Origin of the sequence: Variovorax sp. W2I14 (assembly GCF_050435205.1) — a bacterium.
Lineage (GTDB): Bacteria > Pseudomonadota > Gammaproteobacteria > Burkholderiales > Burkholderiaceae_C > Variovorax > Variovorax paradoxus_C.
This window is the reverse complement of sequence record NZ_JBNDJX010000001.1, coordinates 2549910-2565356: the sequence shown is the minus strand read 5'-3', so window position 1 is coordinate 2565356 and position 15447 is coordinate 2549910. Positions and strand designations below refer to the sequence as shown.

Annotated in this window: 12 protein-coding genes; 8 read left to right on the top strand and 4 right to left on the bottom strand. The window is 67.9% G+C overall.

Features of this window, described 5'->3' with window-relative positions:
• The first annotated feature begins 5 nt into the window (after positions 1 to 5).
• Both QF040_RS11950 and QF040_RS11945 read left to right on the top strand, forming a co-directional pair.
• Positions 6 to 668 (top strand): DUF3540 domain-containing protein, encoded by a 663-nt coding sequence (locus tag QF040_RS11950; protein WP_306879311.1) that lies wholly within the window; start codon positions 6 to 8, stop codon positions 666 to 668.
• Positions 669 to 723: 55 nt separating this feature from the next.
• Complete coding sequence (locus QF040_RS11945) at positions 724 to 1110, top strand: DUF4150 domain-containing protein (RefSeq protein ID WP_429611212.1); 387 nt, start codon at positions 724 to 726, stop codon at positions 1108 to 1110.
• Positions 1111 to 1141: 31 nt separating this feature from the next.
• On the opposite strand, the gene QF040_RS11940 is transcribed toward QF040_RS11945, so the two are convergent.
• Genes QF040_RS11940 through QF040_RS11930 form a run of 3 tightly spaced genes read right to left on the bottom strand, consistent with a single transcriptional unit; the run spans position 1142 to position 4322 of the window.
• On the bottom strand, positions 1142 to 1957 hold the full coding sequence (locus tag QF040_RS11940) for a PP2C family protein-serine/threonine phosphatase (protein ID WP_429611211.1): 816 nt from the start codon (positions 1955 to 1957) through the stop codon (positions 1142 to 1144).
• Positions 1950 to 3974: a type VI secretion system-associated FHA domain protein TagH gene (gene tagH / locus QF040_RS11935; protein WP_429611210.1), complete on the bottom strand. Its 2025-nt coding sequence runs from the start codon at positions 3972 to 3974 to the stop codon at positions 1950 to 1952. Before tagH ends, QF040_RS11940 begins: the two co-directional genes overlap by 8 nt.
• Positions 3975 to 4022: 48 nt before the next feature.
• Positions 4023 to 4322 carry a TssQ family T6SS-associated lipoprotein gene (locus tag QF040_RS11930; protein WP_234975018.1) on the bottom strand — a complete coding sequence of 100 codons (300 nt, stop codon included), beginning with the start codon at positions 4320 to 4322 and terminating at the stop codon, positions 4023 to 4025.
• Positions 4323 to 4565: 243 nt separating this feature from the next.
• On the opposite strand from QF040_RS11930, the gene tssJ reads away from it, so the two are divergent.
• From tssJ to QF040_RS11900, 6 genes are all read left to right on the top strand, one after another.
• A complete protein-coding gene (tssJ, locus tag QF040_RS11925; RefSeq protein WP_013541337.1) occupies positions 4566 to 5084 on the top strand; it encodes a type VI secretion system lipoprotein TssJ in 519 nt (172 codons plus the stop codon).
• Positions 5085 to 5327: 243 nt separating this feature from the next.
• Positions 5328 to 6623 (top strand): type VI secretion system baseplate subunit TssK, encoded by a 1296-nt coding sequence (gene tssK, locus QF040_RS11920; protein ID WP_306879692.1) that lies wholly within the window; start codon positions 5328 to 5330, stop codon positions 6621 to 6623.
• 8 nt (positions 6624 to 6631) lie between these two features.
• Positions 6632 to 7999 carry a DotU family type VI secretion system protein gene (locus tag QF040_RS11915; RefSeq protein WP_429611209.1) on the top strand — a complete coding sequence of 456 codons (1368 nt, stop codon included), beginning with the start codon at positions 6632 to 6634 and terminating at the stop codon, positions 7997 to 7999.
• Positions 7999 to 11634 carry a type VI secretion system membrane subunit TssM gene (gene tssM, locus QF040_RS11910; protein WP_429611208.1) on the top strand — a complete coding sequence of 1212 codons (3636 nt, stop codon included), beginning with the start codon at positions 7999 to 8001 and terminating at the stop codon, positions 11632 to 11634. The genes QF040_RS11915 and tssM overlap by 1 nt, the downstream gene beginning before the upstream one ends.
• 3 nt (positions 11635 to 11637) lie before the next feature.
• Positions 11638 to 12351 carry a type VI secretion system-associated protein TagF gene (gene tagF / locus QF040_RS11905; RefSeq protein WP_429611207.1) on the top strand — a complete coding sequence of 238 codons (714 nt, stop codon included), beginning with the start codon at positions 11638 to 11640 and terminating at the stop codon, positions 12349 to 12351.
• 31 nt (positions 12352 to 12382) lie between these two features.
• Entirely contained in the window at positions 12383 to 14359 is a 1977-nt protein-coding gene (locus tag QF040_RS11900) for a serine/threonine protein kinase (protein ID WP_429611206.1), read from the top strand.
• A 79-nt stretch (positions 14360 to 14438) separates the two neighbouring features.
• Here the strand turns inward: QF040_RS11900 and QF040_RS11895 are convergent, their stop codons facing one another.
• The gene (locus tag QF040_RS11895; protein ID WP_429611205.1) at positions 14439 to 15413 is read right to left on the bottom strand and encodes a LysR family transcriptional regulator; all 975 of its coding nucleotides are present in this window, start codon (positions 15411 to 15413) and stop codon (positions 14439 to 14441) included.
• Between the last annotated feature and the right edge of the window lie 34 nt (positions 15414 to 15447).

Below are 15447 nucleotides of genomic sequence, written 5' to 3'. Positions count from 1 at the left end.
CCACCATGAACGTCGTTTCATTGCGCCCCGTGTCCACCGAATCGGTGCCCGTCCAGCTCGTGGGGCGGCTGGTCTCGTCAATGCCCGACGGACAGCTCGGCGTCCAGGCCGAGGACGGCACGCTCTGGTCGTGCCGCCGTGCGGCGAGTTGCCTGCTCAAGCCGGAGCCCGGCGACACCGTGTTGCTGTCCGGTCCGGACCGCCTGCGCGTCTACCTGATCGCGGTGATCGAACAGGCCGACGCCGCAATGAGCCGCATCGACGTGCCCGGCAGCCTGACCCTGGCTGCCAATGCGGGCGCGGTGTCCATCGAAGGCGACGGAGATCTGCGTCTTCGAAGCGGCGGCGCACTCGACATGCAAGGCGCCCGATGGACTATGAAAGCCGAGAAGGCGCAGTGCGACGTGGCGGACATGCGCTACACCGGCGAGTCGGTCGACGGCACGGTGGGGCGCCTGCGTCTGGTGGGCAAGCTGTTCGAAACCGTGGCCGGGCGCATGGTGCAGATGGCGCGCAGCGCGTTGCGGCTGGTCGACGAGACCGACCAGGTCCGCGCCGGTCACCTGGACATGCGTGCGCAGGAGTCGGTGTCAGTGCACGGCAAGCATGTGCTGATGACGGGCAAGGAGCTCATGAAGGTGGACGCCGCGCAGATCCACATGGGCTGAGGGCCGGCGCCCGTTCCACATCGCTTTTTCAATCGAATTTCAAGGAGGCAACCTCATGTGTCTGGCAACTCACCAATGGCTGGGAGGGTCGATCGGCTTTCCCGATGTCTGCCGCACGCCCGTGCCGTTTCCCTTTCCGAACCTTGCGATCCGGCCCATGTCGATCCCCGTGTGCTGGAACATGCTGCTGATGGGCGCACCGATGCACAACATGGCCACCATGACGCCGATCACCCTGGGCGACCAGCCCGGTGTGATGGGCGGAATGATCTCGCAGGTGTTCATGCAGGTGATGCGGCACATCGCCGGCATGTTCACCCTTTTGCTCAGAGGCACACCCGCGACCCGGCTGGGCAGCCTGACGACGCAGAACCGCATGAATATCTTGGGCTTCGAGTGCATTCCCGGCATGCACTTCAAGATGTTCTATTTCGGCTTCTGAGGCGGCGGGCGCGCCACCCGCGCGGCCGCGCTCAGGCCGCGGCCCGTGGCATCGCCGTGCCCGCCAGCGTCACCTGCTGCGGCGCCCCCACCCACACCGCCAGCGCCGAGTAGTTGTCCCGCGCCTTGTCGGCCTTCGCCTCGGCCGCGCGCCGCAACAGCGCGAGCCATTCCTCGGCGCTGTCCGCCAGCTGCAGCGAACGCTCCATCACCTGCTGCGAGATCAATTGCCAGAGTCCGTCGGTGCACAGCAGGAACGCATCGCCATCGGCGAGTTGCTGCGACGCCGACAACGTGGTCTCGGCCGTTGCGCGCGCGCCGAGCGCGCGGTACAGCAGGTTGGTCTTGACCAGGCGCTCGCCACCGTTGGCGCCGCTGCCGCTCGCGGCTTCGCCCGAGCGCGCCGACAGGCTGTGGTCTTCGGTGCGCTGCATCAACGCGCCGCGGCGGAACCAGTAGAGGCGGCTGTCGCCCACATGGGCCCAGGAGGCGTGGCCGCTTGCACGGTCCACGAACAGCGAGACGATGGTCGCGCTCATGCGGCTCTGGTCGGCGAGCTCGCGCTGCCTCGCCAGGATGGCGTCGTTGGCCGCCTTCACCGCATGGCGGATGTCGTCGGCCGCGACAGAAGGACGGCCCACGAAAGTGTTGAGCGCGGTGTCCACCGCGATGCGCGCGGCCAGTTCGCCGCCCGCATGGCCGCCGACGCCGTCGCTCACGACGAAGCACGCGTTGTGCTCATCGAGGTGGTAGCCGATGGCGTCCTGGTTGCCGGAGCGCTCGCCCACGCAGGAGAACTGCGAGGTCGAGATGGGAACCGCGAAGGCGGCGCGGGTGGCGTCAAGCACGGCGCGCTTCCTTCAGGCGTTCCATCTCCCTGTCGTAGGCCTGCTGGAAAGCGCGGCCGAAGACGGCCTGGAAATCGTCTTCGACGGCCGCGGCCGTTTCCGCATGCAGTTGCCGCAGCTGGCGCCACAGGCGCGCCTCGCGCCCGCCGGGCAACATCTTTTCGCCGAGGCTGCCGTCGTGCGGTGTGGTGCGGCTCAGCGTCGCGGGGTCGAAGCGCTGCAGCACGGTGAGCAGCGCCGCGCGCATGCCGGCCACCATGCCTAGCTGGTGCGATTGCAGGTCGCCAAGGGCATCGTGCACTGCGGCTTCGGGCGTGAGAAAACCGGGCATGCGCGCGCCGAACATCTGCATCAGCACGGCGCGGCCGTTGGGCAGGATCTTGAAGGGGTTGTTCTCTTCGTCCACGATCATCGTGATCTCGGCGCGCACCTCGCGCTTGAGCATCGCGCGCGATGACAAGAGCTCGATGGTGCCGTCGGTGAACGCGCGCATCAGCCGGCCGAGGTGGCGCATGGCTTCCGCATCGAGCGGCTGCTGGCCGGCAACATCGGGCACGCCGGCACCTTCGAGAAAGGCCTTGAAGAGTTCGTCGGAAGACGCGGGTGATGACAACGCCGCTGCGGGCGGGAGCGCTGCGGCCACGACGGGAGGCGAAGGCGAAAGCGCAGTGGGTGCCGGGGCCTGTTCGGGTTCGACCAGTTCCGATGACACGATCTCGACTGGCGGAACAACCTCCGCGGGTGCGGCCGTGACCGGTAGCGCGGCGGCGGGAGTTTCCGGCTCCGCAATCGGCGTGGGTGCCGATGTTGCTTGAGGAGGCGGCGGCGGCGGAGGAGGTGGAGGAGGTGGAGACGGCGGTAGTGGTTCAGGTAACGGGCTCACCTCCGCGTTCACCGGCTTCACCTCGGGCGCATCGAATGCCACCGGGCTCGGCGGCCTGAATTGCGCGCCGACTTCGCGCGCATGGTTCGAGTGGTTGAACCCCTGCACAGCCGGCGGCTTGCCCAGCAGATCGAGGGCCGGGTGCCTGTCGCTGAGCGGGTCTTCGTGGGTGAGTGCCGTGGGGCGCGGATCGGCGAGCGGCGAGGGTGCGTTGCTGTCGGCCGCGAAGAACGAGAGCGGATCCATGCCGCGCTTGAGCGCGATGTCGGACATGTCGTTCGCTGCACCTGGGTTCAGTTCAGCAAGCGGATCGACGGGGTTTCTTCGCGCCTGTGACGGCAGCTCGAAAGGCTCGTGCACCAAGGGATCGGGCATCGGTGCCGACGCGCTGTCGACGCGGCGAGGCGCGTTCGCGAGGATGGCGTCCCAATCGGCGGCGGAAGGAATCTGCGATGTGGTGGGCGCAGCCGTCTTCGCGAACGGCGGTGGTGCTGGTGATGGTGCAGCCGTGACCGCAGGTGCGGCGAACTGTTGTTCCTGCGGCGGTGGTGCAAAGGCCGGCGCAGGCGAGGGCAGGGGCGTCGCTGCAGGAACAGAAGCCGATGCAGGCGCAGGCATCGCCACGGTCGTCGGCGGCGCGTCACCGATGGGCAGCGCGCCCGCGCCGAACAGGTCCGAGAACACGTCGGACACGGGCGCCTCTTGCGGCAGTGCATCCAGCGAACTCGCCGGCATTGCCTGCACCGCAGGCGGATGCAGCGTCGCCGGCGCATCGATCGGCGGTGGCGAAGGCGGCCTTGCGGGAACGTTCGTCGCACGCTGGGCGCTCGCGGCCTCCAGCACATAGCTCCCGATGACCACGCGGTCCCCGTCCGCAACGCGCGACTCTTCCTCATGCTGCAGCGTGCGTCCGTTCACGCTGATGGGCAGCACCGCGCTCATGTTGCGCAGCACTACAGCGCCCTCCTGGTCGAAGCGCACGGTGGCCTGCAGGCGCGAGATCTGCCGCTGCTCGTCGGGCAGCACGAGGTGGTTGTCGGGGCTGCGTCCGATGGTGCCTCCGGGCGCTGCAAGCAGCGCCGAGGCGCCTGTTGTCACCGGCCTGCCGGCATGTTCGATCACGGTCCAGCGCATGGCGTCTTCCTGTTCATCTCGGGCGTCGGTCGGCGGTGACCGCGATGGTCAGCGCTTCATTCGTTTGGCGGCCTCGAAGGCGGGGCCCCACACCGGGTGCTTGCGCTCCGCGACGGTCAGATCGAAGCTCGGGAATGCATCGAGGACCTTGCGGAATTGCGTGCGGCATTCCGGGATCTGGTTGTTCACGCAATAGCTGAAGGCCTCCAGCTTCATCGCGCTCTGGCGCGTGGCGGGCTCGGCACCGTCGAACACCGACACGCCGCCGCTCTTGAGCGTGGAGATGGCCTTGGCGTAGTCGCCTTCGTCATAGGCCTGCTGCGCGCGCTCGAGCGTGTCGCGTGCCACCTTCTGGCTCAGGCGTTCGGGTTGCGGTGGCGGCTCGGGCGCGGTCTGACAACCGGATACCAGAAAAAGCGTGAAAGCCAGAGCAGGCAGACATGACTTCAATCTTCTCTCCTACCTCGCGAAAGGCAATGAATGGCAATGCTCGAAACAGTATGCCGCCAGGTTGCGACACAAGCACACGATGCGTCGTCGTCCGGGGACACGATTCGATAATATAGGCCGCGAACCTCTGAGGGAGATCTCATGCAGCGACGAACCTTGCTTCAGGGCGCACTTGCAACCACACCGTTGTTTGCGGGCCTCGTCAGTGGATGCGCATCGACCGCCAAGTCGTTGCCCACGCCCTATGCGGTCACCATCCGCATCGACGACGGCGTGAACCCCGACGGACGCGGCCAGGCAGCGCCGATTCTCGTGAAGGTCTTCGAACTGAAATCTTCCGGTAACTTCGAGACCGCAGACTATTTCGCGCTCCAGGACCGCGACCGCGAGACGCTGTCGACAGAGCTCGTCAATGCGGACCAGGCCATCATGCGAAGCGGCGAAGAGCGTGTCTTCAAGCGGGAAGCAGGGCTCGACTCGCGCTCCATCGGCATCATCGCGGGCTACCGCAAGCTCGAAGCTGCGCGGTGGCGCATCGTGTTGCCGCTCAAGGAGCCGAAGCAAACCAATCTGTACAAGGTGTGGCAGTTTTCGCCAAGCGAACAAGCGGTGCGCATTGCCATCCGCAAGACGGGCATCGAGTTACTACCAAGTCGTTAACGACATCGCAAAGTTAGTGCGAAAGTGCGAAAAACCAGTGCGCAAAATGCGGTGCAAAACGCAACAAGCGGCGTGTAGCATCAAGCGCAGAACGATCGATCGGGAGGCCGTCATCAGAGCGCATCTCCCGCTTCCGTGTGAGCACTCCCAGGAGGTTCTTTGGTGACAGTTCGCAACTCGGGCTCCGCAAGATCGGGCGCCCATCCGCAGGCATTGGCGAACCGCGTGGTGTGGTCCGAAGGCATGTACCTGCGGCCCCAGCATTTCCAGCAACTGGAGCGCTACGTCGAGCAGTACGTCACGCGCCGCGCCGCGGGTCTGCAGGGCGCGTACTGGGGTTGGCTGCATCTGGACATCGATCGCGACGCCTATGCGCTCGGGCGCGTGTCGCTGCTCGGTGGCGCCGGCGTGCTGCCCGATGGCACGCCGTTTTCCTTCGGCATCGAAGATGCGCCGCCGCCCTACGAAGTGCCCAACGATTTGACCGATGAACTCATCGTGCTCGCACTGCCGCTGCGCAGGCCCGGCAGCGAGGAGGTCATCTTTGCCGAAGACGAGGGCTCTGCCGCGCGCTTCGGCGTGATCGAGCGAGAGGTGGCCGACGGCAACGCGGTGGCCCTCGGTCCGGCGGTGCTGCAGCTTGCGGCGCCGCGCCTTCGCCTTGCGCGCGCCTCGTCGCTCACCGCGGAGTGGCAGGCCATCGGCGCGGTACGCGTGATCGAGCGGCGCACCGACCACAAGCTGGTGGTCGATGCCAACTACATCCCGCCGGTGCTCGATGCATCGGCCCACGCAATGCTGCGCAGCATGATCGCGGAGCTGCACGGCCTGCTCACGCAACGCTCCGAGGCGTTGGCCTCGCGGCTCTCGCAACCGGGCCGCGGCGGTGTGAGCGAGGTCTCCGATTTCCTCCTGCTCGAGCTGGTCAACCGCTACCTCGCGACCACCTGGCACGCGCAGCAGGCGGTGCAGGTGCACCCTGAGCAACTCTTCATCGACTGGCTCAAGCTGGCCTGCCACCTTGCCACGCACACCTCGCCCACGCGCCGTCCGGTGCTGTGGCCGGTGTACGACCACGACAACCTCAACGAGAGCATCCGTCCGCTGATGGAAGAGCTGCGCCGATCGCTCTCGGCCGTGCTCGAGCAGAGCGCGATCGCCATCGAGCTGGAGGAGCGCAGCCACGGCGTGCGCGTGGGACGCATGCCCGATCCGGTGCTGGTGCGCAATGCGGGCTTCGTGCTCGCGGTGCACGCGGACCTGCCGGCCGAGGCGATCCAGCAGCGCTTTCCCACGCAGGTCAAGATCGGTTCGGTCGAGCGCATTCGCGATCTCGTGCAGCTGCAGCTGCCGGGCGTCACGGTGCGGCCGTTGCCGGTGGCGCCGCGGCAGATTCCCTACAACGCGGGCTACCACTACTTCGAGCTCGACAAGAGCGGCGACATGTGGCGCCAGCTCGAGAAATCCGGCGGCGTCGCCATGCACCTGGCCGGTGACTTTCCGGGCCTGGCCATGGAGTTCTGGGCCATCCGTCCGTGAGGGACCCTATGAACGGTGTCAACGACATGGCCGTCGGTCCGGGGGGCTTCGTGCCGCCGAACCCCGGCGGCGGTAACGGCGGTAGTGGCGGCAATGGCGACGCGGGCGGCATGCCGGCTTCGCCGCGCGGGCTGGGCCAGCAACCCGAATCCTTCACCGCATGGCACGACGCACGGCGCCCGCACGCGGGCGATGCCGCGCTCGCGGGCAACAACCCGCTGGTGGCGGCCGCCAACCCGCTGCTCGACCTGATCCCGCAGATCCGCGCGACGGGCCATCACGATGCGCCGGCGCAGCTGCGCGAGAACCTCGTGGACGAAGTGCGTCGCTTCGAGACCCGCGCGCAGCAAAGCGGCATCTCGCCCGAGGTGATCATCGGCGCGCGCTATTGCCTCTGCACTGCCGTGGACGAAGCCGCTGCGCTCACGCCGTGGGGCGGCAGCATCTGGTCGTCGCAGAGCCTGCTGGTGATGTTCCACAACGAGACCTGGGGCGGCGAGAAATTCTTCCAGCTGCTCTCGCGCCTGGTGCAGAACCCGCAGCAGCACCTGCACCTGATCGAACTCATCTACTTCTGCCTGGCCATGGGCTTCGAAGGGCGCTTTCGCGTCATCGACAACGGCCGCACGCAGCTTGAAACCCTGAAGCAGCGCCTGTTGCAGATCATTCGCCAGACGCGTGGCGAAATCGCGCAGCCGTTGTCGCCGCACTGGCAGGACGCGACCGCGCCGGTGCGCCGCACGCGCAACTGGCTGCCGGTGTGGGCGGTGGGCGCCGTGGCGTCGGTGCTGCTGGTGCTGACCTTCGCAGTGCTCACCTTCAACCTTGCGGGCAACTCCGATGGTGCGTTCGCGGCCGTCAATGCGGTGCGCCTGCCGCAGACGGCGCGCGCGGTCGTCATGCCCGCGCCGCAGCCGCGCCTGCAGCGCTTTCTCGAACCCGAGATCCGCGAAGGCCTGCTGACGGTGCGCGACGAGGTCGACCGCAGCGTGGTCGTGCTGCGCGGCGACGGGCTCTTCGCGTCCGGCTCCGACCGCGTGCTCGACCGCTATGTGCCGGTGCTCAGCCGCGTGGCCGATGCGCTCAATTCCGTGGAGGGCAACGTGCTGGTCAGCGGCTTCAGCGACGACCAGCCGATCCGCAGCGTGCGCTTTCCCTCCAATTGGCAGCTCTCGCAGGCACGCGCCGATTCCGTCAAGAAGATGCTGGCCTTGCGCATCACGCGGCCTGAACGCCTGCGCGCCGAGGGCCGCGGCGATGCCGATCCGCTCGCGCCCAACGATTCGCCGGCCAACCGCGCGCGCAACCGCCGCGTCGAGGTCACGCTGCTGGTCGCGCCCGTGACGCCGTCGGCGCAGCAAGGGGGAACCCGCTGATGCTGCGTTCCATCTTCCGTTTTCTCATCGGCCGCGACCTGTGGATTTTTCTCGGCCTGCTGGCCGTTGCGTTCCTGATCTGGGTCATCGGCCCGGTCATCGCCGTGGGCCGCTACCGGCCGCTGGAAAGCGAGTTCGTCCGCATCGCCGTCATCGCGCTGATGTTCGCGATATGGATCGTTCGGCTGATCTATCGCAAGTGGCGCGAGCGCCGACTCAATGCGCAGCTGCTCAACCAGCTGCGCGTGCCTTCGAAGAAGGAAAAAGAAGCCAGGCCCGAAGATGCGCCCGAGATCAAGGAGCTGCAGAGCGGCTTCACCGACGCCACCGCGATCCTGAAAAACATGCGCTTCGGGCAGGGCGCCGACGGCAAGCCCGCGAGCCGCTTCTCGGTGTTCGACCGGCAGTACCTGTACCAGCTGCCCTGGTACATCTTCATCGGCGCGCCGGGCTCGGGCAAGACCACGGCGCTGGTCAACTCCGACCTGGACTTTCCGCTGGCCGACCAACTCGGCAAGGCCGCGGTGCGCGGCATCGGCGGCACGCGCAACTGCGACTGGTGGTTCACCAACGAGGCGGTGCTGATCGACACCGCGGGCCGCTACACCACGCACGAGAGCAACCGCGAGACCGACGAGGGCGAGTGGAAGGGCTTTCTCGACCTGCTCAAGAAATTTCGCCCGCGCCAGCCGATCAACGGCGCGATCCTCACGATCAGCATCGCCGATCTGCCGCTGGCCGACGACGCGCAGCGGGCGCGCCACGCAATGGCGCTGCGCAAGCGCCTGCTGGAACTGCGCAACGACCTGGGCATCGACTTTCCGGTCTATGTGCTGGTCACCAAGACCGACCTCCTGGCCGGCTTCAACGAGTACTTCGGCTCGCTGGGCCGCGCCGAGCGCGCGCAGGTGTGGGGCTTTACCTTTCCCATCGAGGCCAACCCCGCGGATGCCGCGAAGGCCGATCTTCGCGAGCGCTTCCACCAGGAATACAAGCTGCTGCACCAGCGTCTGGACGAGCGCCTGCCCGAGCTGATGGCCGCCGAGCCCGACCAGATGCGACGCGCGCAGGCCTACCTGCTGCCGCAGCAGTTCGCGAGCTTCGAGGACATCCTGGGCACCTTCCTGGCCGACGTGTTCAACCCCTCGAAGTTCGAGGCCGCGTCGATGCTGCGCGGCGTGTACTTCACGAGCGGCACGCAGGAGGGCACGGCCTTCGACCGCGTGATGGGCGCGATCAAGCGCTACCTGCAGGTCAATGCGCCGCCCGCGCCGCCGCCGGGTCCGGGCAAGAGCTACTTCCTGAAGGAACTGCTGCAGCAGGTGATCTTCCGCGACGCGGGCGTGGCCGGCATCAACCTGCGCTGGTACCGCCGCCGCCGCGCCATGGACGTCGCGGGCTACAGCCTCATCGGCGTGCTGCTCGTGGTGCTGCTGGGCGCCTGCGTGAACAGCTGGCGCAACAACAAGGACTACGTGGCCGAGGTCGACAACAACGCCAAGGCCTTCAACAAGGCCGCGGCGCGCGGCGAGCTGCCGACGGTGGTCGATGCGAGCGGCGACCTCGCGAGTTCGCTCCTGATCCTGGACCGCCTGCGCGACCTGCCCAAGTCGGGCCGGTTCGACATCGGCGATCCGCCGGTGTCCTACCGCTTCGGCCTCTACCAGGGCGAGAAGCTGCAGGCCGCGACCGATGGCGTCTACCAGCGCGCGCTCGAAAGCGTGCTGCTGCCGCAGGCGGCGCAGCGCATCGAGCAGTCGCTGCGCGATGCCGCGAAGATCGATGCCGAGTACAGCTACGAGGCGCTCAAGGCCTACCTCATGCTGTACGACGCCGAGCGCTACGACGCCGACTTTTTGCAGGCATGGCTGCTCACCGACGTGGACCGCAAGATCGGCGCTTCGCTCACGCGCGAGCAGCGCACCAACCTCGAGTCGCACCTGAAGGCGTTGTTCGCGGAGCGCGTGGTGACATCGCCGTTCGCCAAGGACGACAGGCTCATCACGCAGACGCGCGAGCGCCTGGCCGGCGTGCCGCTCGCGCAGCGCTCGTATGCGCGGCTGCGCCGCATCCTGCTGCAGACCAGCCCGCCCAATGCCTTCACCATCGCCGAGATGGCCGGGGCCGAGTCGGCGCTGGTGATCCGGCGCGCGAGCGGCAAACCGCTGACCGACGGCATCCCGACGCTCTTCACCTACCGCGGCTACTGGGACATCTTCGACAAGCGCATGGCCGAGACCACGCTCGCGCTCGAACAGGAAGACCGCTGGGTGCTGCAGATCCGTGCGCCCGGCATGACCGACATCACCTCGCGCGAGCTGCTGCTGCGCGAAGTGCGGCGGCTCTACCTCACCGACTACATCCGCGTGTGGGACGAGTACCTGGCCGACGTGCGGCTGGCCGAAAGCAAATCGCTGCTGCAGAGCATTCAGATGACGCGCGTGCTCTCGACCGGCGAGTCGCCGATGTCGCGGCTCATTCGCGGTGCCGCGCGCGAAACCGATCTGCTGCGCAACCATGACGAGGCCGCGCGCAGCCTGCTCGACCAGGCGCAGAACCGGGTGGCCAGTACCCGCGAGCGCATCGAACAGCTGATCGGCCAGCCCGACGGCAGCCAGCGCCGCAACGCCGCGCCCGACCGCCCCGAGTCGCTGGTGGACAACCACTTCGAACCGCTGCGCCGCATGGTGACCGCGCCCAAGGCGGGCGGGCAGACGCCGCTGGATGCCACGGCGGCCCTCATCAACGAGCTCTACACCTTCCTCACCGCCACCGACACGGCGCTGCGCAGCGGCAACATTCCGCCGTCGAGCGATGCGGTCACCAAGGTACAGGCCGAGGCGGGCCGGCTGCCCGTGCCGTTCCAGGGGATGCTGAACGACCTGTCGGCCACCGCGTCGTCGAAGGCGGCGGCAGTGACGCGGCAGAACATCGGGCAGAACGCGGCGGCGACCATCGGGCAGTTCTGCAACCAGGCGATCGCGGGGCGCTACCCGTTCTCCCGCGGCTCGCCGCGCGACGTGGCGGCCGGCGACTTTGCGCAACTCTTCGCACCGGGCGGGATGATGGACGACTTCTTCCAGAAGAACCTCGCCTCGCAGGTCGACACTTCGGTCAATCCGTGGACCTTCAAGCGCGGTGTCGACGGCAGCGCGGCAGGGCGCTCGGCGTACCTCGATTCGTTCCAGAAGGCGCAGGCGATTCGCGACGTGTTCTTCACCGGCATGGCGGGCAGCCGCACGCCGTCGTTCACCATCGACCTCAGGCCCGAAGACATGGATGCCGCCATCACCCAGTTCACGCTCGACATCGACGGCCAGACGGTGCGCTATGCACACGGCCCGCAGGCGCCGAGCACCGTCAAGTGGCCGGGCCCGCGCAACAGCAACCAGGTGCGCCTGCAGGTGACGACCGCCAACGGCACGCCGGCCGGCGGCATCGTGACCGAAGGGCCGTGGGCGCTGCACCGGCTCTTCGACAAGGCATCGGTCTCGGCCGGGCGTTCGCCCGAGTCGTTCAACGCGACGTTCGACCTGCAGGGCAAGAAGGTGGTGCTGGCGGTCACGGCCAACAGCGTCTACAACCCGCTGCGGCTGAACCAGATGAGCGGGTTCTCGTGCCCCGGGAAGTCATAGGACATGAACAGCAGCCTCCCCCCGCAGGCCTGGGTCCCCGTCGACGAGCAGATCGGCTGGTACGGCAAGCTGCCCGCCGCCGGCGACTTTCTCTACCGCCGCATGCCGCGCGAACTGCAGGCCTGGTGGGACCGCTGGATGCAGAACGGCCTCGCAAGCTTCAAGCGCTGGCCCGACGCCATGACGCGCCACTACGCGGTGGCCCCGGTCTGGAACTTCGCCATTCCCGCGACCCATGGCGTGGACGCGGTGCAGTTCGGCTGCATTGCCCCGAGCTGCGACCGTGTGGGCCGCTACTACCCCGTGTGCGTGACGCTGCAGGTGTCCGCGTCGAACTACCGCCCCGCCGTGCTCGAAGGCTCGGCCGCGTGGTACTGGCAGTGCGGCACCGCGTTGCTGCAGGCCATTCGCCACGGCGTGGCACCCGACCAGTTCGACGGCCAGATCCTGGCCGCCGCGCGCGCGGGCTTTCGCACCGCCAGCGGTGGCTCGGACGACATTCTTTCGATCCTCGGACCTACAGCCGCTGGCGCGAGCGCCCAACAACGCCTGGGCTGGCCCGAGCTTCCACTGTGCTTCGATGCCTTCGGCAGCACCAGCTACTGGTGGACCAACCAGGCCGACGGCTCACCGTTGCGCACCGCTGCCCACGGCGGCGGCCTCAATACACCGCTGTTCTCGAAATTGTTTTCGCAGGGGCACGTGCCATGGGCATAAAAAACCGGCCCCCCGCGACAGGAGGAGATGAATGACGACGAACGACAGCAGCACCGGCAGCGGCCACAGTCCGCCGTCCGATGCGCAGGACGCGGAGAAACCGCACCCGCTGGGCGTGGGCCACCGGCTGGACGAGTTCGAACTGCTGGAAGTGATCGGCGAGGGCGGCTTCGGCATCGTCTACCGCGCCTACGACCACTCGCTGCAGCGCGAGGTCGCGATCAAGGAGTACATGCCCTCCATGCTCGCGCGCCGCGTGGGCGACAACAGCGTGCACGTGCGCTCCGAGCGGCTCACCGCCACCTTCCAGGCGGGCCTTCGCAGCTTCATCAACGAAGCGCGCACGCTCGCGCAGTTCAGTCATCCGGCGCTGGTGCGGGTGCATCGCTTTTGGGAGTCGAACTCCACCGCCTACATGGCGATCCAGCTCTACAAGGGCCGCACGCTGCGCCGCCTGGCAGAGGACGAGCCCGCGAAGATCACCGAGCCGTGGCTGCTGGGCATGCTCGGCCCGCTGCTCGGCGCGCTGGAGACGCTGCACCGCAACCAGTGCTTTCACCGCGACATCGCGCCCGACAACATCTTCATCCAGCACGACGATCTGCCGGTGCTGCTCGACTTCGGCGCGGCGCGCAAGTCGATTGCCGACCTGGTCGACGAAGTGGCGGTGATGGTGAAGTCGGGCTATTCGCCCATCGAGCAGTACGCCGACGACAACACGCTGCGGCAGGGCGCGTGGACCGACTTGTATGCATTGGGCGCCGTGCTGTACCGGGCGGTTACCGGCCATCCGCCGCCGTCGGCCGTGGTGCGCAGCGTGCAGGACGCCTACGTGCCGCTGTCGTCCATGGGCCGCAGCGACCTGAGCCCCGGCTTCTGCGCCGCGGTCGACCATACGCTGGCCGTGCACAGCAAGGACCGCACGCAGACCGTCGCCGTGTTCGCGGCCGAGCTGGGGCTCGTGAAGCTGGGCGATATCTATGTGAACGCGATGGCCGCGCCGGCGGTGATCATTCCGTCCGCGCCCGTACCGGCCACGCCACCCCCTCCGCCGCTGTCGCCCATGCCGGCGCCGCTCGAGGCAACCGCCATTGCTCCCCAGCCTGCGGCGGCGGCCGAGCCGTTGCAGACCCAGCCTCCCGCGCGGCCGCCGCGTGCCGCCTCGACCGGGAGCAGCAGCAAGCCCGTCGCGCAGAAGAAGACACCGCCTCTTGCGCGCTGGGGCCTGGTGGGCGGGTTGCTGATCGCACTCGTCGCCGTGGGTGCCTGGATCGGCCTGCGCATGACCTCGGGCAAGCCGGACATCACGAGCGCCGTGGTAACGATGCCGCCGCCCGCGCCGCCGATGTCCGATCCCGCCGCGCCGCCGGTCGCCATGCCCGCACCCGTCACCAGCGCGCCCGCTGCCGGGTCTCCTGCCACCGACGGCACGCCGCCAGCCGGCGGTGCGACGGTGATTTCGGACGGCGCCGCCGCGCCGCCCGCGGCTCCTGCGAGCGCGCCATCGGCGCAAGGACCGCTGACGCCGCTCGAGAACGTGCCGGTCACAACACCTCCCGCCGAGGCACAGGCGGCAACGCCGCCGCCCGCCGTCCCACAGGCGCCCACCGAAGCCGAGGACTGGAAGCTTGCCCAAGCCGAAAATTCGCGGGAAGGCTACGAGGCCTATCTGCGCCGCTACCGGCGCGGCCCGCACGCAAGAGACGCGCGCAACGCGATCGCGGAGCTGAATCGGCTTTCGGCGAACTCCGGCGCGCCGCCCGTGCCCTCTGTGCCGTCGGCGGCGGCCGCACCGGGCATGGGGCGCGTGCAGTTCAACATCCGGCCGTGGGGCCAGGTGTTCGTCGATGGCGCGGACCGCGGCGTGAGCCCGCCGCTCAAGACGCTGCCCCTGCGACCGGGGACCTACAACATCGAGGTGCGCAATGGAGACCTCGAGGTGTACCGCCAGCGCGTGACCGTGCAGGACAGCCGGTCCGTGCCTGTGGTGGCGCACGAGTTCAAGTAGGCGAGAGTCAGTCCGTTCTTGTATTCGACGGGTCGAGACGGCTGACGCGGCCCGCGAATGTTCGCTCGTCAGAGCCAAGTCAATGTTTGGCCGGGCGCTTGTTTCCCGCAGTGCTGGCTCTGCTGGCGCTCCGTATGGCATCTGCGAACGCTGTGAGGATCGCGGGCCTTTCCAGTCCGTCCCGTCGAAAGAAAAGACCGAACGACGGCAGGTCGACGCGCGGCCCGATCTTGAGGCGGTGCACGCCGCCCCTGGCGACTTCGTCCAGCGCATGCTCCAGCCGTACCGCGCACAGCAGCGATGGGTCCTGGCGGAGCACGGTGCCGATCGTGACCGAGGACATCGCTTCGATGACAGGCACGGGCGGCGTGACGCCGCTGTTCAGGAAGACGGTCATGAAAGCCTGCCTGACCAGTGTTTCCTTGGGAGGAAGAACCCATTGCGCGGTTTGGAGGTCGGCCCACTTGAACGTGCGTCCGGCGATGCGCCGGTTCGCGGTCGAAGCGAGAACGCAGAGTTCGTCCTTCAGCAGCAAGACGGGCTCGAGCAACGGAATCAGATCGCTGGAGATCAGCTCGGGTGTGATGGCACCGAAAACGCAGTCCAGTTCGCCGTCGAGCAGGCGATGGATGAGTTCATGGACGCGGCCCTCCCGCAACTGCACGGCCGCGCCCGGCAGCCGCTCCCGCAACCTGACGATGGCCGCTGGAACAGTCGCAGTGACCGACGGCGCGCCGACGCGCAGAACCGCAGTCACGCCGCGTTGCATGGCATCGACGTCCTCGGTCGCCCGGGCCAGCTCGTGCAGTACCGCGCGTGCCCGGACTACGGCACTCGAACCCAGCGCGTTGGCCTGGATGCCTTGATGGCTGCGCTCGAACAGCCTGGCTCCGAAGCAGCCCTCGAGTTCTCCGAGCATCTTGCTGATCGCAGGCTGGCTCAGGTGCAGCCGTGCCGCGGCGCCTCGCATCGTGGGTGTTTCGGAGAGGGCCACCAGCAGCTCCAGGTGTCTTAGGCGCAGCGTGCGAACGAGGCGGTCTGTCTTCGTGTCCATCCGGGGTCCTTAACCATAGCCAATCGTGATCACA

Coding starts and splice junctions, on each gene's coding strand:
- QF040_RS11900 (WP_429611206.1), top strand. CDS start 12,383: ATGACGACGAACGACAGCAGCACCGGCAGCGGCCACAGTCCGCCGTCC.
- QF040_RS11915 (WP_429611209.1), top strand. CDS start 6,632: ATGAACGGTGTCAACGACATGGCCGTCGGTCCGGGGGGCTTCGTGCCG.
- tagH (WP_429611210.1), bottom strand. CDS start 3,974: ATGCGCTGGACCGTGATCGAACATGCCGGCAGGCCGGTGACAACAGGC.
- tagF (WP_429611207.1), top strand. CDS start 11,638: ATGAACAGCAGCCTCCCCCCGCAGGCCTGGGTCCCCGTCGACGAGCAG.
- tssJ (WP_013541337.1), top strand. CDS start 4,566: ATGCAGCGACGAACCTTGCTTCAGGGCGCACTTGCAACCACACCGTTG.
- tssM (WP_429611208.1), top strand. CDS start 7,999: ATGCTGCGTTCCATCTTCCGTTTTCTCATCGGCCGCGACCTGTGGATT.
- QF040_RS11945 (WP_429611212.1), top strand. CDS start 724: ATGTGTCTGGCAACTCACCAATGGCTGGGAGGGTCGATCGGCTTTCCC.
- QF040_RS11895 (WP_429611205.1), bottom strand. CDS start 15,413: ATGGACACGAAGACAGACCGCCTCGTTCGCACGCTGCGCCTAAGACAC.
- QF040_RS11950 (WP_306879311.1), top strand. CDS start 6: ATGAACGTCGTTTCATTGCGCCCCGTGTCCACCGAATCGGTGCCCGTC.
- tssK (WP_306879692.1), top strand. CDS start 5,328: ATGTACCTGCGGCCCCAGCATTTCCAGCAACTGGAGCGCTACGTCGAG.